This is a genomic window from Bradyrhizobium sp. 613_E4_N2_2 (genome assembly GCF_052075995.1).
Classification (GTDB): Bacteria; Pseudomonadota; Alphaproteobacteria; order Rhizobiales; family Xanthobacteraceae; genus Bradyrhizobium; species Bradyrhizobium barranii.
Map to the genome: position 1 here is coordinate 4785557 of NZ_CP197234.1, position 20587 is coordinate 4806143.

At 64.6% G+C, this 20587-nt stretch carries 18 protein-coding genes; 7 read left to right on the plus strand and 11 right to left on the minus strand.

The window, feature by feature from the left end; all coding sequences use genetic code 11:
• Nucleotides 1–40: 40 nt before the first annotated feature.
• From AB7290_RS23195 to AB7290_RS23220, 6 genes are all read right to left on the minus strand, one after another.
• Nucleotides 41–412, minus strand: a complete 372-nt coding sequence (locus AB7290_RS23195; protein WP_014495549.1) for an SUF system Fe-S cluster assembly protein — start codon at nucleotides 410–412, stop codon at nucleotides 41–43.
• A complete protein-coding gene (locus AB7290_RS23200; RefSeq protein ID WP_085401066.1) occupies nucleotides 409–1656 on the minus strand; it encodes a cysteine desulfurase in 1248 nt (415 codons plus the stop codon). The genes AB7290_RS23195 and AB7290_RS23200 overlap by 4 nt, the downstream gene beginning before the upstream one ends.
• Nucleotides 1653–2957 (minus strand): Fe-S cluster assembly protein SufD, encoded by a 1305-nt coding sequence (gene sufD, locus AB7290_RS23205; RefSeq protein WP_085401067.1) that lies wholly within the window; start codon nucleotides 2955–2957, stop codon nucleotides 1653–1655. The genes AB7290_RS23200 and sufD overlap by 4 nt, the downstream gene beginning before the upstream one ends.
• Before the next feature lie 11 nt (nucleotides 2958–2968).
• A complete protein-coding gene (gene sufC, locus AB7290_RS23210; protein WP_028161255.1) occupies nucleotides 2969–3721 on the minus strand; it encodes a Fe-S cluster assembly ATPase SufC in 753 nt (250 codons plus the stop codon).
• A 62-nt stretch (nucleotides 3722–3783) separates the two neighbouring features.
• Nucleotides 3784–5280 (minus strand): Fe-S cluster assembly protein SufB, encoded by a 1497-nt coding sequence (gene sufB, locus AB7290_RS23215; protein WP_063983522.1) that lies wholly within the window; start codon nucleotides 5278–5280, stop codon nucleotides 3784–3786.
• Between the two features lie 115 nt (nucleotides 5281–5395).
• On the minus strand, nucleotides 5396–6535 hold the full coding sequence (locus AB7290_RS23220; RefSeq protein WP_354115136.1) for a cysteine desulfurase family protein: 1140 nt from the start codon (nucleotides 6533–6535) through the stop codon (nucleotides 5396–5398).
• Between the two features lie 345 nt (nucleotides 6536–6880).
• Between AB7290_RS23220 and AB7290_RS23225 the strand changes: the two genes are divergently transcribed.
• Together AB7290_RS23225 and AB7290_RS23230 are read left to right on the plus strand one after the other, a co-directional pair.
• Nucleotides 6881–7528 (plus strand): alpha/beta hydrolase, encoded by a 648-nt coding sequence (locus tag AB7290_RS23225; protein WP_014495555.1) that lies wholly within the window; start codon nucleotides 6881–6883, stop codon nucleotides 7526–7528.
• Between the two features lie 8 nt (nucleotides 7529–7536).
• Nucleotides 7537–8049, plus strand: a complete 513-nt coding sequence (locus AB7290_RS23230) for a DUF1697 domain-containing protein (protein WP_085401068.1) — start codon at nucleotides 7537–7539, stop codon at nucleotides 8047–8049.
• Here the strand turns inward: AB7290_RS23230 and AB7290_RS23235 are convergent.
• The 3 genes from AB7290_RS23235 to AB7290_RS23245 all read right to left on the minus strand — a co-directional run bounded on the left by AB7290_RS23235 (nucleotide 8046) and on the right by AB7290_RS23245 (nucleotide 10269).
• Nucleotides 8046–8369 carry a DMT family transporter gene (locus AB7290_RS23235; RefSeq protein ID WP_028148768.1) on the minus strand — a complete coding sequence of 108 codons (324 nt, stop codon included), beginning with the start codon at nucleotides 8367–8369 and terminating at the stop codon, nucleotides 8046–8048. The two genes, AB7290_RS23230 and AB7290_RS23235, sit on opposite strands and share 4 nt — an antisense overlap.
• Before the next feature lie 10 nt (nucleotides 8370–8379).
• Nucleotides 8380–9057: a glutathione S-transferase family protein gene (locus AB7290_RS23240; RefSeq protein WP_085401109.1), complete on the minus strand. Its 678-nt coding sequence runs from the start codon at nucleotides 9055–9057 to the stop codon at nucleotides 8380–8382.
• A gap of 108 nt (nucleotides 9058–9165) precedes the next feature.
• Nucleotides 9166–10269 carry an anhydro-N-acetylmuramic acid kinase gene (locus AB7290_RS23245; protein ID WP_085401069.1) on the minus strand — a complete coding sequence of 368 codons (1104 nt, stop codon included), beginning with the start codon at nucleotides 10267–10269 and terminating at the stop codon, nucleotides 9166–9168.
• A gap of 164 nt (nucleotides 10270–10433) precedes the next feature.
• Here AB7290_RS23245 and tyrS point away from each other — a divergent pair, with 164 nt between their 5' ends.
• The 3 genes from tyrS to AB7290_RS23260 all read left to right on the plus strand — a co-directional run bounded on the left by tyrS (nucleotide 10434) and on the right by AB7290_RS23260 (nucleotide 13666).
• Nucleotides 10434–11687: a tyrosine--tRNA ligase gene (gene tyrS / locus AB7290_RS23250; RefSeq protein ID WP_063983526.1), complete on the plus strand. Its 1254-nt coding sequence runs from the start codon at nucleotides 10434–10436 to the stop codon at nucleotides 11685–11687.
• A gap of 56 nt (nucleotides 11688–11743) precedes the next feature.
• Complete coding sequence (locus AB7290_RS23255) at nucleotides 11744–13003, plus strand: MFS transporter (protein ID WP_085401070.1); 1260 nt, start codon at nucleotides 11744–11746, stop codon at nucleotides 13001–13003.
• A 219-nt stretch (nucleotides 13004–13222) separates the two neighbouring features.
• On the plus strand, nucleotides 13223–13666 hold the full coding sequence (locus tag AB7290_RS23260; RefSeq protein WP_071914328.1) for a DoxX family protein: 444 nt from the start codon (nucleotides 13223–13225) through the stop codon (nucleotides 13664–13666).
• 55 nt (nucleotides 13667–13721) lie between these two features.
• Here AB7290_RS23260 and AB7290_RS23265 read toward each other — a convergent pair whose 3' ends face one another.
• Nucleotides 13722–13865, minus strand: coding sequence for a hypothetical protein (locus tag AB7290_RS23265; protein ID WP_161495809.1), 144 nt, complete (start codon nucleotides 13863–13865; stop codon nucleotides 13722–13724).
• 161 nt (nucleotides 13866–14026) lie between these two features.
• Between AB7290_RS23265 and AB7290_RS23270 the strand changes: the two genes are divergently transcribed.
• Nucleotides 14027–15718: a methyl-accepting chemotaxis protein gene (locus AB7290_RS23270; RefSeq protein ID WP_441253953.1), complete on the plus strand. Its 1692-nt coding sequence runs from the start codon at nucleotides 14027–14029 to the stop codon at nucleotides 15716–15718.
• A 159-nt stretch (nucleotides 15719–15877) separates the two neighbouring features.
• Here AB7290_RS23270 and AB7290_RS23275 read toward each other — a convergent pair whose 3' ends face one another.
• Entirely contained in the window at nucleotides 15878–19678 is a 3801-nt protein-coding gene (locus AB7290_RS23275; RefSeq protein ID WP_201266172.1) for a YhdP family protein, read from the minus strand.
• A 204-nt stretch (nucleotides 19679–19882) separates the two neighbouring features.
• On the opposite strand from AB7290_RS23275, the gene AB7290_RS23280 reads away from it, so the two are divergent.
• The gene (locus AB7290_RS23280; protein WP_085401073.1) at nucleotides 19883–20572 is read left to right on the plus strand and encodes a peroxiredoxin; all 690 of its coding nucleotides are present in this window, start codon (nucleotides 19883–19885) and stop codon (nucleotides 20570–20572) included.
• Nucleotides 20573–20587 lie beyond the last annotated feature (15 nt).

Consider the following 20587-nt stretch of genomic DNA (forward strand, 5'->3'; position numbering starts at 1 on the left):
GTGGTCCGTTGCGGAGCGAATTCAATGCGAGCTGAGACCGTCACCACATGTTGAGCACGAGGCGGGCCTCGTCGCTCATGCGTTCCGGCGACCACGGCGGCTCCCAGACGACCTTAACGTCGACCACGCCGACGCCGGGGACGCTGGCGACCGCGTTCTCGACCATGGTCGGCAGCTCGCCGGCAGCCGGGCAGTTCGGCGTCGTCAGCGTCATCTGGACGTCAACCGAGCGGTCGTCCTTGATCTCGACCTTGTAGATCAGGCCGAGTTCGTAGATGTCGGCCGGGATCTCCGGATCGAACACGGTCTTGAGGCCCGCGATGATCTCGGTGGTGAGACGCTCGGTCTCCTCAGGCGGCAGCGCCGACTGGGTCTCCATCGGATTGGCTTTGACTTCGGCCGTGTCACTCATGCGAACAAATCCCGCGCCTTCAACAGCGCCTGTGCCAGATGATCGACTTCTTCCCGCGTATTATACATGCCGAACGACGCCCGGCAGGTGGCAGTCACGTTGAACCGCTCTAAAAGCGGCATGACGCAATGGGTGCCGGCGCGCACCGCGATGCCCTGGCGGTCGATCACGGTGGCGACGTCGTGGGCGTGGGCGCCCTTGAGCTCGAAGGAGATCACCGGGCCCTTGCCCCGGGCGGTGCCGATCAGCCGGAGCGAGTTGATCTCGCGCAGCCGGTCCTGGGCATAGGTGGTGAGATCGTGCTCGTGGGCAGCGATGCGCTCCTTGCCGATCGAATTGACGTAGTCGATGGCCGCGCCAAGGCCCACGGCCTCGACGATCGCGGGCGTGCCGGCCTCGAACTTGTGCGGGGGATCGCCATAGGTGACGATGTCGCGCGAGACCTCGCGGATCATCTCGCCGCCGCCGTTATAGGGACGCATCGCGACGAGGTGGTCGTACTTGGCCCAGAGGATGCCGATGCCGGTTGGCCCGTAGACCTTGTGGCCGGTAAAGACGTAGAAATCGCAGCCGAGATCCTGGACGTCGACAGGCAGATGCACCGCACCCTGGCTGCCGTCGACCAGCACGGGAATGCCGCGCGCATGCGCGATTTTCACGACGTCCTTGATCGGGACAATGGTGCCGAGCGCGTTCGACATTTGCGTGATCGCGACCAGCTTGGTCTTCGACGTCAGCAGCTTCTCGAACTCGTCGATGAGGAAGTTACCCTCGTCGTCGACCGGCGCCCACTTGATCACGGCGCCATGGCGTTCCCTGAGGAAATGCCACGGCACGATGTTGGAGTGGTGCTCCATGATCGAGATGACGATCTCGTCGCCCTCTTGGATGTTCGGTTCGCCCCAGGACGACGCGACGAGGTTGATCGCCTCCGTCGCGTTGCGGGTGAAGATGACCTCTTCGGTCCGCGGCGCGTTGATGAACTGCGCAACCTTGCTGCGACCGCCCTCATAGGCCTCGGTGGCGGCATTGGCGAGGTAATGCAGGCCGCGATGCACGTTGGCGTATTCGGACGTATAGGCCTGCGTCATGCGATCGAGCACGGCGCTGGGCTTCTGCGCCGAGGCGGCGTTGTCGAGATAGACCAGCGGCTTGCCGTAGACCTGCATGGCAAGCGCCGGAAAATCCTGGCGCACGCGTGCGACGTCGTAGGCACCGTTCTTGACTGCGGGATGCGTGCTCATTGGCGCCGCTCCAGCCAGCGCTCGGCGATGCCGATCACGTGCTCGCGCAAACCGTCATCGGCGATCTGCTCGATCGCCTCACCCACGAAAGCCTGGATCAGCAGCGCCTGGGCCTGCTTCTCCGGGAGGCCGCGCGCCTTCAGGTAGAACAGCAGGCTGTCGTCGAGCGCGCCGGCAGTGGCGCCGTGGCCGCAGGAGACGTCATCGGCGAAGATCTCGAGCTCCGGCTTGTTGTCGGCCTCGGCTTCGTCCGAAAGCAGCAGCGCGCGGGTCATCATCTTGCCGTCGGTCTTCTGCGCGTCGGGACGGACGATGATGCGGCCCTGGAACACCGAATGGGCGCGATCGTCGATCACCGCGCGGAAGACCTCGCGGCTGACGCAGTTCGGCACGGCATGATCGACCACCAGCGTGGTGTCGCCGTGCTCGGTCTTCTGGAGCAGGTTCACGCCGTTGACGGAGAGATCGCTGCCCTCGCCCGCCATCGTGATGAAGCCCTGGAGGCGGCTGACGGCAGCGCCAGTCGTCATGTTGAAGAAATTGAGCTTCGTGTTCGCGCCGACCGTGACGAACTGCGAGGTCACGTTCACCGCGTCGGGCGCATCGTCCAACAGGCGGATATGCGCGACGTCGGCATTGTCGCCGACCGAGAGGATGACGGCGTCGTTGACCTGGTAGGCCTTGGCACCGGCCGCCACAAAGCTCTCGATGATGGTGGCGCGAGCGCCGTTCCCGACCGCGACCTGCGAACGGCTGAAAGCCGACGCGGACGAAGCGGTCGCGATGTGGATGATCTGGATCGGCGCGGACAGCTGCGCACCGTCGGCGATCGACAACACGACGCCGTCGGTTGCCAGCGCCGCATTCAGCGCGATCACGGCATCGGTGGCCGCGGTCTTCAGGAGACCTGCGTCCTTCTCCAGCGCTTCCCGCAGCGTCTTGAGGCCCGCCTCAGAGGCAAGCGCCTTGACGTCGGAGAGATCGGCCGCGAACACGCCGTCGACCAGCACCAGCTTGCGGGCGCCTTCGATCGCATGCGCCTTGACGGCATCCGCGGCACGCTTCTGCGCGGCCGCATCGGGGCTGGCTGCAAGCGGCAGCACCTCGCCGACCAGTGCACGCAGGTCGGTGTATTTCCATTCCTCGATCCGGCGATGCGGCAGGCCGAGACGCTCATAGCTCTCGAACGCCTCGCGGCGTACCGCGATCACAGAAGGCGAACCCGGCAGGCGGCCTTCGGCGCTGGCGAAGAGATCGCTCACCGCGCGGCCGTTTCCGGTCTTTGCCACAGCAACGTTCATCCTAAAATTCCTTACGCGGCATCCTCGAACTGGGCGTAGCCGGACGCTTCCAGCTCCAGCGCCAAGTCCTTGCCGCCGCTCTTCACGACACGGCCCTTCGACATCACGTGCACGACGTCGGGCACGATGTAGTTCAGCAGCCGCTGATAATGGGTGATGACGACCATCGCGCGCTTGGGCGAGCGCAGCGCGTTGACGCCGTCGGCCGCAATGCGCAGCGCGTCGATGTCGAGACCCGAATCCATCTCGTCGAGGATGCACAGGCTCGGCTCGAACAGCGCCATCTGCAGCACCTCGTTGCGCTTCTTCTCGCCGCCGGAGAAGCCGACATTGACGCCGCGCTTGAGCATGTCCTGCGGGATGTTCAGCGACTTCGAGACCTCGCGGACCTTCCTCAGGAAGTCCGGGGTCGAATATTCGCTCTCGCCGCGCGCCTTGCGCTGCGCGTTCAGTGCGGTGCGCAGGAAGGTCATGGTAGCGACGCCGGGAATCTCGACCGGATACTGGAACGCCAGGAACACGCCCTTCGCGGCGCGCTCGTTGGGGTCCATCTCCAGCAGGTCCTCGCCCTTGAACAGGATCTGGCCGTCGGTGACCTCATAGCCGGGCTTGCCGGCGATGACGTGGGAGAGCGTCGATTTGCCGGAGCCGTTCGGCCCCATGATTGCGTGAACCTCGCCCTCGTTCACAGTCAGCGTCAGCCCGTGGAGGATCTCACGCTCCTCGACACGAACCTTCAAATCCTTCACTTCAAGCAAAGCCATCTTGGTGTCCAGTCTATTCAAATGATGCATGGAGCGCCGTAGCGCACCGCGAGGGTCGGCGATTAGCCGACCGACCCTTCAAGCGAGATCGAGATCAGCTTCTGTGCTTCCACCGCGAATTCCATCGGCAGCTGCTGAAGCACGTCCTTGACGAAACCGTTGACGACGAGGCCGACGGCTTCTTCCTGGCTGAGGCCGCGCTGGATGCAATAGAACAGCACGTCCTCGGAGATCTTCGAGGTCGTCGCCTCGTGCTCGAACGTCGCCGAGGAGTTCTTGGCCTCGATATACGGCACGGTGTGCGCGCCGCATTTGTCACCGATCAACAGGGAATCGCACGCCGTGAAGTTGCGCGCGCCGGTCGCTTTCCGGTGCGCGGTGACGAGCCCGCGATAGGTGTTCTGCGACTTGCCGGCGGCGATGCCCTTCGAGATGATCCGACTCGACGTGTTCTTGCCGAGGTGGATCATCTTGGTGCCCGAATCGACCTGCTGGAAACCGTTCGAGATCGCGATCGAGTAGAACTCACCGCTGGAATTGTCGCCACGCAGGATGCAGCTCGGGTACTTCCAGGTGATGGCGGAGCCGGTCTCGACCTGGGTCCAGGAAATCTTGGACCGGTCGCCACGGCAGTCGCCACGCTTGGTGACGAAATTGTAGATGCCGCCCTTGCCTTCGGAATTGCCCGGGTACCAGTTCTGCACCGTCGAATATTTGATCTCGGCGTCGTCATGCGCAACGAGCTCGACCACGGCGGCGTGCAACTGGTTCTCGTCGCGCTGCGGCGCGGTGCAGCCTTCGAGATAGCTGACGTAAGAACCCTTGTCGGCGATGATCAGCGTGCGCTCGAACTGGCCGGTGTTGCGCTCGTTGATGCGGAAATAGGTCGACAGCTCCATCGGGCAGCGCACGCCCGGCGGCACGTAGACGAACGAGCCGTCCGAAAATACCGCCGAGTTCAGCGTCGCATAGAAATTGTCCGAGGTCGGCACCACGGAGCCGAGATATTTCTGCACCAGCTCGGGATGCTCGCGGATTGCCTCCGAGATCGGCATGAAGATCACGCCGGCCTTCTTCAGCTCCGCCTTGAAGGTCGTCGCAACCGAGACCGAATCGAAGACCGCGTCGACCGCGATCTTGCGCCGGGCCGGATCCTGATCGCCGGGCTTCGGCTCGACGCCTTCGAGCATGGCGACTTCCCGCAGGGGAATGCCGAGCTTCTCGTAGGTCTTGAGAATCTCCGGATCGATCTCGTCGAGCGAGGTGACCGTCTTCTTCGGCTTCGGCGCCGCGTAGTAATAAAGGTCCTGGAAGTCGATCTTGGGATAGTCGACGCGCGCCCAGGTCGGCTCGGTCATGGTCAGCCAGCGCCGATAGGCCTCGAGCCGCCACTGGAGCATCCAGGCGGGTTCGTTCTTCTTCTCGGAGATGAACTTGACGGTCTCTTCCGACAGTCCCTTGGGGGCCTTGTCGGACTCGATCAGGGTCTCAAACCCATAACGATACTGATCGACGTCGATGCGCTTCACGCGCTCGACCGTCTCTTGCACGGCTGGCATTCTATCCTCCGCTCGCGGTTTCAAGGACCGCGGTGGATCACAAACTTGGACGAGTATTACGATGTTTTTCCGCAGAAAGCACGCGCTTAGAACCGTTCAAGCCGTGTTTCGTCGCTTAGGCTCTAAGTAGGGTATTACCAAGCTTTCGCCAAGCCTCTAACGCCCTGTTGATGTCATCTGGTTCCGTGGACCAGCCCAGACTGAGACGCACCGCTCCCTGGGCAACGGTGGCATCATACCCCATCGCCGACAGCACGTGAGACGGCTGCACTTTGCCTGAAGAACAGGCCGAGCCCGAGGACACGGCCACGCCTTCGAGATCGAAGCCGATCACGGCGGTTTCGGCGCTCAGGCCGGGGGCAGTGAAAAGGATGGTATTTGGCAACCGCTTGACATCATCCGCGAAGACCACCGCGCCAGCGATCCCGCGGATACCATTCTCCAAGGAATCTCTGAGGGTTGCCATCCGCTCCACATCCTCTGGCAGAGCCTGAAGGGCGGCTCTCACCGCTGCCCCGAATCCGGCGATGCCGGCGACATTCTCGGTTCCCGCGCGCCGGCTCAGCTCCTGCCCCCCGCCCCGCAGCACGGGTTCCAGTCCGGCGATCCCCTCCGCCAGGACCAGCGCCCCGACGCCCTTGGGGCCGCCGATCTTGTGCGCGGAAAAGGTCGCAAGGTCTGCGCCCACAGCCTTGATATCGAACGGGATTTTACCCAGCGCCTGGATCGCATCGACGTGCAGGAGACCTCCCGCCTTGTGGACGATCCCTGCGGCCTCTGCGATCGGCTGAATTGCGCCTGTCTCGTTGTTCGCAGCCATAATGGAGACCAGAGCCGGCGGGCCGTCGCCGAGCAACGCCTTCAGATGGTCGGGGTCGATGACGCCGGAGCGTGTGACCGGGATCTGGCTGACCTTGTCCGCTGGGAACCGGCCGCCTGACAGCACTGAGGCATGCTCGACAGCCGAGACCAACAGGCGTTCGACAGGACCGCCGGACGACCCCCGCAGACCGGGCGACAGCGCCAACGCATTCGCCTCGGTTCCGGCTGAGGTGAAGACGACGTTCCTCGGCAATGCACCGACGGCCGCCGCGAGCGTGGCACGGGCTTCCTCAACCAGCCGGCGCGCCTCGCGCCCCTCGGCATGAACCGAGGACGGATTGCCGATCAGCTCCCAGGCGGCGAGCATCGCGGTCCGCGCTTCGGCACGCAGCGGCGTGGTCGCATTCCAGTCGAGATAGACGCGGCTCGGCATAAGGTAATATATTACTCCGTGGATCGGGTTGGTGTGCCCGTCCTGGAGCCCGACATGGGCCCCCGTGAAGCACTTGGCAACTCGATTCCGAATCCCCACCGCTCAATGACGCCGCCATGACGCGCTAACATCTTGAGCCCATTGCCGGATGTTCAAGATGCTTGCTTTTTGACCCTCGCCTCATGTTAGAACGCCCGCGTCAGTTCACCGCGCGCCGCTCGCGCACCATCCGAGGGCGCCGCTCCACTCTTCCATTCGCGGTTTGATCGGCACAGCAGTCGATGAAGTCCGCACAATCGGTTGATTGCTGAAGAGCGTCTTCAAGGGATCAATCAAGAGATCATCATGCCTGAAGTCATTTTCACCGGCCCTGCTGGCCGTCTCGAAGGCCGCTATCACCCGGCCAAGCAGAAGAACGCGCCGATCGCGATGATCCTGCATCCGCATCCGCAGTTTCACGGCACGATGAACCACCAGATCGTGTACCAGTGCTACTACGCCTTCGCGCATCGCGGCTTCTCGGTGCTGCGCTTCAACTTCCGCGGCGTCGGCCGCAGCCAGGGCTCGTTCGACCACGGCACCGGCGAATTGTCGGATGCGGCCGCAGCGCTCGACTGGGCGCAGACCATCAATCCCGAAGCACGCGCCTGCTGGGTCGCCGGCTTCTCCTTCGGCGCCTGGATCGGCATGCAGCTTTTGATGCGCCGTCCCGAGGTCGAGGGCTTCATCTCGATCGCGCCGCCGGCCAATCTCTACGACTTCTCGTTCCTCGCGCCCTGCCCCTCGTCGGGGCTGATCGTGCATGGTGAGAAGGATGCGGTGGTGCCGCCCAAGGACGTCAACACGCTGGTCGAGAAGCTGAAGACGCAGAAGGGCATCGTGATCGACCAACAGGTCATCCCCGGCGCCAACCACTTCTTCGACGCCAAGCTCGAGCCGCTGATGGAAACCATCACGGCCTATCTCGACATGCGCCTCGCCAACGTGCGCTAAGGCCTCAAATGGGCTCCTTCGTCGCCTTGCTGCGTGCCGTCAATGTCGGCGGCACCGGCAAGCTGCCGATGAGCGAGCTCAAGGCCATGTGCGAAGAGCTCGGCTTCGCCGCCGTGCGCACCTATATTGCGAGCGGCAACGTCGTCTTCACGAGCCGCAAGTCGGAAGCTGCAATCAAGACCGCCCTCGAAAAGCGCCTGCACGCCTACGCCGGCGCGCCGGTCGGGGTGCTCGTGCGTAGCGCCGCCGAGATGGCGCAAGTCTCGGCCGACAATCCTTTTCCAAAGGCTACGCCCAATCGCACCGTCGCGATCTTCCTCGACAGGGCGCCACATGAAGACGCGCTTGCCGACATCCGCGGCCGGAACAGCGAAGATCTCCGCCTCGGCCGCCGCGAGATTTACGTGCACTATGGCGACGGCATGGGGACGTCGAAGCTCGTCCTCCCCGCCGCCAAGACCGGCACCGCGCGCAACATGAATACCGTCGCAACGCTCGCGAAGATGGCCGCGGAGATCTAGGCCAGCTTGAGCGCGGCGATCCCCATCAGCACGAGCGCGATGCCGGCAAGCTTCATCGCGCTCAAGGTCTCGCCGAACAGCACGACGCCCAGCAGGAAGGTGCCGGCCGCGCCGATGCCGGTCCACACCGAATAGGCGACGCCGACCTCCAGCACCTGCAAAGCGCGTCCGAGCAGGAAGACGAAGGCGGCGAGCAGCACGAGCGAGGCGATGCTCCAGCCTGCCCGCGTGTAGCCTTCCGCATATTTCATCGAGATCGCCCAGCCGACATCGAGCGCACCGGCGATCACCAGCATCAGCCAGGCCATGGATTGCGACATTGGCGTGCGCTCAGGCCGCAAGCTTCAGCAGATGCGCGTCGTGGCGCACCAGGAAGGCACGCAGCAATTGCGGATAGTCCGCGCCGACCGCGGTGCGCACGCTCGGGCGTCTCGCAAGCTCCGCGCGCCATGCGCGGACCTTCGGCAGATCGCTGAAGATGCCGTGCTCGGTCAGTTCGTCGAACAGGTCGAAATAACGGAAGATCGGGGCGAAGACCGCATCCACGAGGCTGAACGCATCGCCTGCGAAGTAAGGCCCTGCGCCGAGCGCTGCCTCCACGCGCGCGAATTTCGCCGCAACCGCCTGGCGCTTGCTTTCGAACGTCGCCGGATCGGTCGTGGTCTCCAGACCCCAGAGGTCACCGAGGATCGCCGAGCCGAACTCCATCCAGGCGCGATGCTCGGCGCGCTTCAACGGATCCGCCGGATGCAGCTTGAGGCCTGCCTGCGTCTCCTCGATGTATTCGCAGATCACGTTGCTCTCGAACAGCGCGACCTCGCCCTTCTCCGTCGTCACCACCAGGACCGGCACCTTGCCGAGCGGCGAGAGTTTCAGAAACCAGTCGGGCTTGTTGGCGAGATCGATGTCGATCCGCTCGAACGGCACGCCCTTCTCGTTGAGCGCGATCACGGCGCGCTGCACATACGGGCAAAGCTTGTGGCTGATGAGTTTCAGTGAAGCGGTCATGGCAATGATCCCGGCGGTTTGATGCAACTGCATCCAATATAGATGCAATTGCATTCACCCGTCAAGATCGATGCATTTGCATCAACCGTCCTTGGATCTTCCCGGACCTCAGGGCCGCGCCATCACGCCGCCCGTCATCGGCATCGGCACCCCCGTCGTGGCCGGGTAGGACAGCGGCAGCCCCTTGAGGCCGCGGGCGGCAAGGAAGCCGAAGGCCTGCGCCTCGATGGCGTCGGAGGCCCAGCCGAGCGTCTCGGCGGCTTCGACCGTGGCCGAGCCCACCCGCTCCCGCAGCATCCGCAGCATGGTGAGGTTGCGGGCGCCGCCGCCGCAGACGATCCAGCTCCGCGGCCGGCGCGGCAGGAGCGAGATGATCCGGGCGATCGCCGCCGCGGTGAAGGCGGTCAGGGTCGCGGCGCCGTCGGCCGGCGGGACGTCGCCGAGCTTCAGCGCGGCAAAGTCGTTGCGGTCGAGCGATTTCGGCGGCGAAGCTGCGAAGAACGGCAGTTCCAGTGCCCGCGCGATCCAGGCTTCGTCCGCCTTGCCGAGCGCTGCGAACTTTCCTTCCGCATCGAAGGCCTGGTTCATGGTGCGGTACATGAAATCGTCAAGCAGCGCGTTGCCCGGTCCGGTGTCGCAGGCGATCAGCGTATCGTTGCCGTCGATATAGGTGATGTTGGAGACGCCGCCGATATTGACGACGACGATCGGCCCTTCACGCTCCAGCGAATGGACGAGCGCCCGGTGGTAGACCGGCACGAACGGCGCGCCCTGCCCGCCGGCCTCGACGTCGGCGGCGCGGAAGTCGTGCATCACGGGGATATGGATCGCCCTGGCCAGCGCCGGCGCATCGCCGATCTGGACCGTCAGCCGCTTCTCGGGGCGATGCAGCACCGTCTGGCCGTGGAAGCCGACGATGTCGATGTCCTCCGGCTTCATCCGGTTCTGGGCGATGAAGGCGGCCACAGCCTCGGCATGGGCCAGCGTCACCGCGCGCTCGGCCTCGGCCAGAACGCCCGGGCGGGCGTCGCGTCGCGGCAGGTGCACGGCCTCGCTCAGCGCCTGGCGCAACAGATTGCGCTCCGCCGGGCTGTAGGCCCGGTAGCCGGACGGCCCGAACGCCTTCACTTGCTTTCCGTCGGTTTCGATCAGCGCGACGTCCACCCCGTCCAGCGAGGTGCCGCTCATCAAACCGAGTGCCGTCAACATCATGGATCAGCGTCCTCAAGAGACCCCCTCCGGCATGCCGATCTTGTGCCAGAGGGACACATCTTATAATGCCACAGGCAAGGTGGCGGGTGGCAATCAAGTTCCCACGGGAGACCCTTAAATTGCACCCGAAACAGTAAACCAAGAATTGTCAGGCTCGCCGACAGATGACTGCATTTAAATCGGATTTCCTCAACACCCTGCAGGAACGTGGTTTCATCCACCAGTGCTCCGATTTCGAGGGGCTGGACGCGCTCGCCGCCAAGGGCGAGGCGACCACCTATGTCGGCTACGATTGCACCGCCCGCTCGCTGCACATCGGCAACTACCTGACCATGATGATGCTGCACTGGCTCCAGCAGTCCGGCAACAAGCCGATCACGCTGATGGGCGGCGGCACCACCATGGTCGGCGATCCCTCCGGCAAGGACGAGACCCGTGCCATGCGCACCGTCGCCGAGATCGAGGCGAACAAGGAATCGATCCGCGGCGTGTTCGCAAAGGTGCTGCGCTACGGCGACGGCAAGAGCGACGCCGTCATGCTCGACAATGCGGAGTGGCTGACCAAGCTCAACTGGATCGAGATGCTGCGCGACGTCGGCCGGCATTTCTCGGTCAACCGCATGCTGACCATGGACTCCGTGCGGCTGCGCCTCGAGCGCGAGCAGGAGATGAGCTTCATCGAGTTCAACTACATGGTCTGCCAGGCCTACGACTTCGTCGAGCTCGCCAAGCGCACCGGTTGCAAATTGCAGATGGGCGGCTCGGACCAGTGGGGCAACATCATCATGGGCGTCGATCTCGGCCGCCGCATGGGCACCCACCAGCTGTTCGCGCTGACGACGCCGCTGCTGACCACGGCGTCCGGCGCCAAGATGGGCAAGACCGCGCAAGGCGCGGTCTGGCTGAACGCCGACCAGTTCTCGCCCTATGACTTCTGGCAATACTGGCGCAACACCGAGGACGCCGACGTCGGCAAATTCCTCAAACTGTTCACGACGCTGCCGATGAGCGAGATCAGGAAGCTCGAGGCGCTCGGCGGCTCCGAGATCAACGAGGCCAAGAAGGTGCTTGCGACCGAGGCGACCGCGCTCTTGCACGGACGCGACGCCGCAAACCAGGCGGCTGAAACCGCGCGCCGCACCTTCGAGGAAGGCGCACTGGCCGAAAGCCTGCCGACGGTGGAAATTCCGCGCGGCGAGCTGGACGCCGGCCTCGGCGTGCTCAACGCCTTCGTCAAGGCAGGCTTGGTTGCCTCCAATGGCGAGGCACGGCGCCAGATCAAGGGCGGCGGCCTGCGCGTCAACGATGAGTCCGTCAGCGACGAGAAGATGGCGCTGTCGGCGGCCAATCTGACGCCTGAGGGCGTGATCAAGCTGTCCTTCGGCAAGAAGAAGCACGTCCTGATCCGGCCTGCATAGGCTTATGAGCTTTTGATGCTTGTCAGGGCGCGCCGAAGCGCGCTCCCTGACCGGCAATGGATCAGAACACGCCCAGGGAAGCTTCGAGGGAACAAGACGAACGCACGCAGCGAGATGCGGTGCGCACCGCACTCGTCGTGCTCGCGCTGTGCTTCACGCTCGCCGTCCTCGGCCGCGGCCTCAGCGAGAGCTTCACTGTCTTCCTCAAGCCGATCTCCGAAAACTTCGGCTGGGACCGTGCGCAGGTCGTCTCGATCTACTCACTGACCTGGCTGATCAGCGGACTGACCGCGCCGCTGGTCGGGCGCCTGTTCGACCATTCCGGACCGCGCATCGTCTACGCACTCGGACTTTTTCTGCTCGGCTCGGCCTTCCTGATCGCGGCGCACGCGCAGGCGCTCTGGCAATTTCAGCTCTCGATCGGCCTCTGCGTCGGCATTAGCGTCGCCTTCATCGGCATTGTGCCGAACTCGATCCTGCTCGGCCGCTGGTTCGGGCCACGGTTGCCGACCGCGATGGCGGTGGTCTATTCGGCGATGGGCGGCGGCGTGCTGGCGCTGCTCCCGACCTCGCAGCTTTTGATCGATCATCTCGGCTGGCGTGAAGCCTATCAGGTCTACGGCTTCGCCGCGCTCGGCTTGCTCGTGCCACTGCTGCTTCTGCCCTGGCGCATGTTCGCGGTCGGCTCGCCGCATGTCAGCAAGAAGACCGATCCTGATTTCATCGACAACGGCTGGACGCTTGCGAGCGCGATGCGCCACCACGCCTTCTGGGCGCTGTTCTCGACCTTCTTCTTCACCGCGGTCGGCATGTATTCGATCGCCGCGCAGATCGTGGCCTACCTCATCGACGCCGGCTTTCCGCCGCTCCAGGCCGCGACCGCCTGGGGTTTTTCGGGCGTGGTGCTGGTGTTCGGCATGCTCGGCGTATCCGCGCTCGACGGGCTGATCGGGCGCCGGCCCTCGGTGCTGCTCAGCTACGCGATCTCGATCATCGGCATCGTCCTGCTCTGGCTCTTGCAGTATTATCCGAACATCATCCTGCTCACCGGCTTCGTCGTCTGTTTCGGCAGCATGATGGGCTCGCGCGGCCCGCTGATCACAGCGACCGCCATGAAGATTTTTCGCGGCAAGCGCGTCGGCACGATCTTCGGCACCATCTCGATCGGCAGCGGATTGGGTTCGGCGTTCGGCTCATGGAGCGGCGGCCTCATCCACGACTTCACGCACGGCTACAATCTCCTGCTCGTCTTCGCACTTGCGAGCGTGATCCTCGGAATGATTCCATTTCTGATTGTCCCTGCCTTGCGGGAGTAGGTCTCCCCGACGTAACCTGCACCCCTCCGCGTCACCGGGAAATTACGGGCGACACACGCTGCACCGCGTGCGAAACCGTCGGGCGCAACCGGAGTTAAGGGACGAACTGCGATATTTTGTCCACATGACAAAAATGTCAGCGCCGAATTGACCTCGGGTGGCTTGCGAGGCCGAACTGAATACGGTCCAAGTCGCCCATTGGATGGAGGGCACAAACCAATGAACTTTTCCTATCTCACTCGCTTTGAACCGGTTCTCCTGAGCCTGTTCCGCTTCATCACCGGCCTGCTGCTGTTTCAATTCGGCGTGGCCAAGCTTTTCAAGTTTCCGCCTTTGCCGATGTTCGCGAAAGTCGAACTGATGTCGCTTTACGGCGCGGCCGGCACGCTTGAACTGGTGCTTGGCGCGCTGCTGATCCTCGGCCTGTTCACCCGCCTCGCCGCTTTCATCCTCTCCGGTGAAATGGCCTTCGCCTACTTCATGGGACATATGCTCAAGGGCGAGACGCCGGTGCTCCTGCCGCTGCTTAACAACGGCACGCTCGCCATCCTGTTCTGCTTCGCCTGCCTCTATCTCTCGGCGGCCGGTGGTGGCCCGATCAGCGTCGATGCGGCGCTGGGCAACGAACGCGCCTCGACCGGCGGCGCATTTGCGCGACGCTGACGCGCGCAATTGACGCGCAAGTCATGGATGGCACCGGCAGCTCTGCCGGTGTCATCTACCGCGAGCCCAGCACGTTCCAGATCAGGACGAGGGCCGCGACGAGCAGCGCGGACATGATGAGGCGGTGAACGAATCGGTTCATTGCCGCTCCCGCCAGGCTCGACCACCACCAAAGTCCCGGATCGATCTTCTCCAGCATACGCGCTGACGTGCGCCGACGCATGTCGCTTTGCCTGCACGGTTGCGCATCAGGCTGCGAACGATCACGCGCGCCGCCGGCGGCCGCATGCCTATGTTCATGATTGGTAAGAACTTCATGCTACCGATGCGAGCAATAACAACCATTTCGTAGAGGCTGCGATGAAGCTGCTGAGCCATCTGAAGATCCGCACCAAGCTTACCAGCATGGTCTGTCTTGCGGCTCTCACAGTCACGGCCATCATCGCGGTATCGGCCTTCCTCAGCAAGAGCCGCATGATGGAGGACCGGGTCCAGCAGATGAAGACCGCGGTCGACATGCTCTACAATCTCGCCCAGTCGGTCCAGGACGACGTCACCGCCGGCAAGCTGACGCAGGCCGAGGCCAAGGCCCAGTTCCACATGCGCGGACGGCGCATGACCTTCAACGGCAACCAGGGCTATCCGGTCGTCTACAACGCCGACACGTCCCTCCTCGTCAACGGCGCCAACCAGCAGCTCGAAGGCAAGATCACCGGCGCGATCGACGCCAACGGCGTCCTCATTGCCGACGCGATCCTCAAGGCCGGCGAACAGAATGGCGGCGGCGTAGCCTCCTATCTCTATCCCCGCCCCGGCCAGACCGAAGCGGTGCGCAAGACCGTGTTCGCGCGCAAGTTCGCTCCCTGGAACGCGACGATCAGCTATGGCCTCTATGTCGACGACATCGACGCCGATGTGCGCGCGCTGACGCTCGAGCTTGCCGCGGTCGGCTTCGGCCTGATGCTGCTGATGGCGACGTTGTCGTGGCTGATCGCCCGCGACGTGCTCGGCGCGCTCGATCGCCAGAAGACCCGCATGCAGGAGATTGCCGACGGTGCCATCGACAAGCCGGTCGAGGAGACCGGCCGCGGTGACGAGATCGGCCGCATGGCCGAGACCCTCGAAATGCTCAGGCAGACCGCTTTGACGGCGCGCACGCTGGAGTCCGAACAGGTCGCCGCCAAGAGCCGCAGCGAGCAGGAGAAGCGTGACGCGCTGATCTCGCTCGCCGACCGCTTCGATGCCTCGGTCGGCCAGCTCGTCGGCCTGATGGCCTCGGGCTCCGGCGAGCTCGAGACCACCGCCAAGTCGATGTCGTCCACGGCCGAGGGCACCAACCGCCGCGCCGCTGTGGTCGGCTCGGCCGCCACCGAGGCCAGCCAGCGCGTCCAGACAGTCGCGGCTGCCGCCGAAGAGCTCTCCTCCTCCATCACCGAGATCAGCCGCCAGGTCGCGCAGTCCGCCGAGGTGACGGGGCGCGCCGTCGACAGCGCACGCCGCACCGACACCATCGTCCGTGCGCTCTCAGACGGCGCCCAGCAGATCGAGCACGTCGCCGAGCTGATCTCCAGCATCGCGGCGCAGACCAATCTGCTCGCGCTGAATGCCACCATCGAGGCCGCGCGCGCCGGTGAAGCCGGCCGCGGCTTTGCCGTCGTCGCCTCCGAGGTGAAGTCGCTCGCCAGCCAGACCGCGGAAGCCACCCGCGAGATCGGCGACAAGATCGCCCAGATCCAGGGCGCGACCAAGGAGGCCGTGGACGCCATCGGCGGTATCACCGCCACCATCGAGGAAGTCAGCCGTATCGCCACCTCGATCGGCACGGCCATCGAGGAGCAAGGTGCCGCCACCGCCGAGATCGCCCGCAGCGTCTCGCAGACCGCTGAGGCGACCAAGGAAGTCACCACCAACATCGGCGGTGTCAGCACCGCAGCGAACGAGACCGGCAACGCCGCCGGCATGGTGCTCGCTGCGGCCAGCAATCTCTCCAAGCAGGCCGAGCAGCTCTCAGGCGAAGTCGGCACCTTCCTGGCGGGCGTGCGCGCGGCGTAAGCTTCCCGACGCCAATCCCTCCACATGCGTCATGGCCGGGCTTGTCCCGGCCATTCACGTTCTGCCGCGCGGCACGAAGGACGTGGATACCCAGGCCTTCGCCGCGCCGAAGCGGCTTCGGCCGCGCAGCCGGGACGAGCACCTGCGAATTTTAGTGGGTTATCGCCGCGCGAGGGTGCAGCCGCTCGAGAGCTGGCGCGTCGATCCGGTCGAGCCGTCGTTCGACTGCGACGGGAATTCCTCGAACGGCGTGTTCTGCTTGCCGGTGTTGAATTCGAAGATCTTGCGGAACACACCCGGCACCATGGCCGAAACCGGATTGACGCGCATCACCGGCGCGGCCGGCGTGCCGACGACCTCGTAGGTCACGCCGATCAGGCCTTCCTTGTCGCCACCGCCCAGGAACAACCCGAGCACCGGAATCTGTCCGAACATGTTGTTCAAGCCGTACATCGGCACGAAGGTGCCGCTCATGCAGACCTGGTTGCCGGGATAGTCGATCGAGCCCTCGATGGTGGCGCCGATCATCGGGCCCTTGACGACGCCATCGCGGATCGTCAGCGCGCCGTTCTGGCGCGTGAACTCGGCGCGCAGCGCGCTGAAGGAGACGCCGTTCCCGGTGCCGTTGGGCGCGCCGGCGGCAACGCGTTCGAGCTGCGCCTCGCCCTTCACCGTGAAGTCGCGGACGTTGATGAGGCCCTCGCGCGTGGTGTTCGGCTCCGACGTCGGCGGCTCCATCGCCACCACCATCTGGCCGCCGATCGCCTTGGTGTAGGTGTCGGTGAAGCGCAGCAACGCGCCGGCATCGTTGGTCTGGAGGTAGATCACCTCGCGATTGCCCTGGGCGCGGCCGCCGCGCAAATCGGCTGCCACCGGCGTGTCGCGGCCGATCTTGCCATTCAGCGTGAAGGCTTTAACGGTGCCGTTGCGCCGCGACATCTTGCCGTCGACGCTGCGCATCGCCTCGCCGTTGAAGCCCGCGACGGCACCGAGCTTCACGTCGATGTCGAAATCGACGTTCTTCATCTTGTTCTTGGCGTCGTCCTTGGAATTGCCCGAGATCGCCGACTTCAGGAAACCGCGGCCGTCGAACACATCCCCGCGCATCGTGCCCCGCACCACCCCGTCCTGGCCACGCTCCACCTTCAACGAGACCTTGTCGCCGTCGGACGGAGCGTAGGTCGGGAAGTTCGCGTTCATGAGGTCGCCGTTCGGATCGACCTCGAGCGAGCCCTTGATCGAGGCGCCGCCGCCTTCGACGACGATGTCCTCCAGACGCGTTGATTGCGCCGTCGGCACCACCTTGAAGCTGGCCTTGGCCGACTTGCCCGGCAGCTTGACCCAGCCGGGCAGGATGTTGTCGAGCTTGACCGAGGTCAGGTCCGCCTCGACACCGAGCTTCGTCGTCTGGTCGGGACCTCCGGCGATCTTGCCCGACAGCTTGATCGGCAGCGATCCGCTCACGGCAGGGCTGAGGTCGAATCCGAGACGCGCGCGGCTCGCATCGTCGAGCGTGGCCTGCAATTTGACGTCGGCGTCGCCCTCGGTCGGCTTGCGATAGTCGAGCGAGGCCGCCTGCCCGTTGATCTTGACGTCGCCCTTGACCTGATAGCCCTGGTTGTTGGCTGATATCTTGAGGTTGTTGGCCTCCAGCTTCTGGTTCATCACCAGCTTGTCGGCGGCAAAGCCGTTGAGGTCGGCGCTCACGGCGTAGCTGGTGTCGCCCTTGGTCAGCGCGCCCTTGACCGGCAAGCCGAGCTGGATGTTCGCCGAGAACGTTCCCTTGCTGGTGTTGGGATCGACGAACGTCGCCGACAGATCGCTGAGCCGATCATTGGAAAGGATTTCGGCGGCCGCCGCCACGGGGCCGTCGGCGCGGAACCTGGTCCGCGATGGCGACGGCTTGGGCGCCATATCCGGCACCTCGAAGACGAAGTCGGAGATCGTGACCTTGCGGCCCGCCGGCGTATCGGCAATGCCCTGCCCGATATTCACGGTCGCGGTGCGCCCGGTCACACGCGCCTTCAAATCGGCATCGTGCACCACCGGCATGCCATCCACGGGGCGGACCGCGACGCCACTCGCGACGATGTTGACCGACAGGCCGTCGTCGGGAATGGGCGGGCCCTTGCGCGGGAGGTTCTTCGTCGGCGAATTGACGCCGATCTCGATGCGCTGGAGCGTGCCGCGCTCGATCCGCTCGATCACCCATTCGCGCAACTCGGGAACGACGAGCGTCGGCCACATCCGCTTGAGCGCGGAGGCCGACATCGGCGTTCCCGCAAAGCCCAGCGTCAGCCGCGGCTCGCCCGAATAGTCGATGGCGCCGGTGCCGGCGACGCCGATCTCGCCATTGCTGATATCGGCTTGCGTCAGCAGCATGCGCTTGTGGTCGGTGTCGAAGCGGAAGCCGATCGCGATGCGGTTGAAGACCAGCGGGGGCTCGTTGTCGATGCCGCCCAGCAGGATCGAGCCGCCGCTGAAGCCAAGCTGCCAGTCGTTGATGGTGCCGTTGGGCGGCTCGAGATGGGCCAGAAGCGTCAGGCGGTTCGCGCCCGAGAGAATCTTGAACGGAGCGACCAATACCCGCCGGTTCGAATCCCACTCGACGTTGATCTCGGCCGAGTCGATCGCCATCGGATAATCTGGCGTGTCGGTGTCGATGATATTGCCCGCGCCGACCGCGATCTTGCCGCGGAAGAAGGTCGGCACGCCGTCGCGGCCGAGCTCGCCCTTGAGCTCGCCGGTCAGCGGCAGGTCGGCGGTGTAGGTGAAGTCCTTCACCCGGAGTGCCAGCAGGATGTTGGCGGTGGAAAGCTTATCGGCGCGGATGTCGACCGAACGCACACCATTCTCGGCAGGGCCGATCGTGGCGCGCAGCGACCACGGGCGCGCGCCCTCCTCGCCTAGGCTGAGCGCGACGCCGCCATGGCTCGGCCGGCGCAGGCTGAGCGTGATGTTCTCAAAGCTCCATTTGCTGCCGCGCTGCTGATCGTCGACGATCAGATTGCCGTTCTTCAGACCGATCTCGTTGAGGTTCTGGCCGTCGAGGCCGGTCATACTCAGACTGTCGAGCCAGTCGAGGCCCTGAAGAATGCCGCTCGGGGCAGCGGCCTGGGGAGCGGCCTGCGATGCGTCCGGGCTTGCAGGTCCGGTGGCGAATGGCGGCGGCGGGACACCGTTGCGCGGGAATGTCGGCGGCAGGCCCGCTTCCTTCTTGGATGCGACGCCGGTTGCCAGCGGCTTGGCGGTGTCGCCGGCGGATACGGTGACGGTGCCGTCGGGCGCGATGCGGATCGCGAGCTCGGCATCGACGAGGTTGAGGCTTTCCGCGCGCAGGTGCCCCATCAGGAGACCTGCCCCCGACAGCTTCACCTCGGCCTTCGGCGCGGTGGCGACGATGGCGTGGTCGTGGTCGCGGACGACGATGTCGCGGATGCGCACGGCGATGCGGATCCGCCCGGCCCGCTCGATCTGGGTGCCGCCGACCTCCACGGTGTTGCCGTGGCCGATATTGTCCTCGATGGCAGCAGCGAGCCAGGGTGTCGCGATGTCGAGATTGATGGGACCTGCACCAAGCCGCCACCACAGCGCGCCGAAACAGCCGATGAAAATGACGGCAAGGGCTCCGACCACGATGGCCAGCCGCTTCAGCCAGCGATCAGCCGCCAGCCAGCGGCGCATTGACGCAAACCCGTCACCGAAACGATGGAAGCCTGAATTGGAACGCGACAACAGCCGGCGCGCCCGATAGCCCGCCGCTGCTTCCTGATCCGGATCCCAGTCGGCGTCGTCCCATTCCTGCGGCTGCTGTTGACCGCCGCGCCGATCGAAATCCCGATTGTAATCCTGGGGCGACGTATTCCTTGCCATTGCCTCTCGATACAGGCGCCCATCGTAGGATTGAGCACCGCCGGGACCGCAGCCGTCCGCGGGAAGCGAAGCTCCCCGCGCCGGCATTGCCGCCATACCTCGAATGTTCCTGCTGTTCGTCATTTCGCCCCGGGCGCGCGTTCAACGAGCAGTGGGGTGGTGCGTGGAATTCCTTGTAACCATACCCCGGCGTCGCCAGACTTGCCCAGACGAGGGCGCGATTCCGGCACACCGGACGAGAGCTGCAATACCGCTTTGGTTGACCCGCCGAAAGCGACGAAAGGAAGGCGTATGTCCAAGAAATCCCGAAAGAAATCGTCCAAAACGCCCTCCGGCATCGCAACGGCTAAAAAGAAGACCCCGACCAAGCGGGCAACGACTCAAACAAAGTCCGCGAAAACACAGCGGACGCCTGCGAGCAAATCAACCAGGACCGTAGCAAAAGCAGGATCACATAAGGCCGCATCGAAACAGTTAAATTCCTCCAAATCGGTCTCCCCGCCCGCGAAGGCGAAGCCGGCCCTGACCGAAGGCCAGAAGGCGCCCGCCTTCCGGCTGCCCCGCGACGGCGGCGATGTGGTCTCGCTCGCCGACTATGCCGGTCGGAAGCTCGTCCTGTTCTTCTACCCCCGCGCCGACACGCCCGGCTGCACCCGGGAGGCGATCGATTTCACGCGGCTGGCGGACGCTTTCAGCGCTGCCGGCACGGCCCTGCTCGGCATCTCCGCCGATCCGTTAAGGGCCCAGGAGAAGTTCCGCGACAAGCACAGCCTCGGCATGCCCCTCATCTCGGATGAGAAGCACGAGATGCTGGAGGCGTACGGCGCCTGGGGCGAAAAATCCATGTATGGCAAGAGCTTCCTCGGAGTTCTTCGCACCACGATACTGCTTGGTGCCGACGGCAAGGTAGCCAGGGTCTGGCGCAATGTCCGCGTCGACGGCCACGCCGACGAGGTGCTGGAAGCGGCAAGAGGCCTTTAACCAATCCGTTAAATT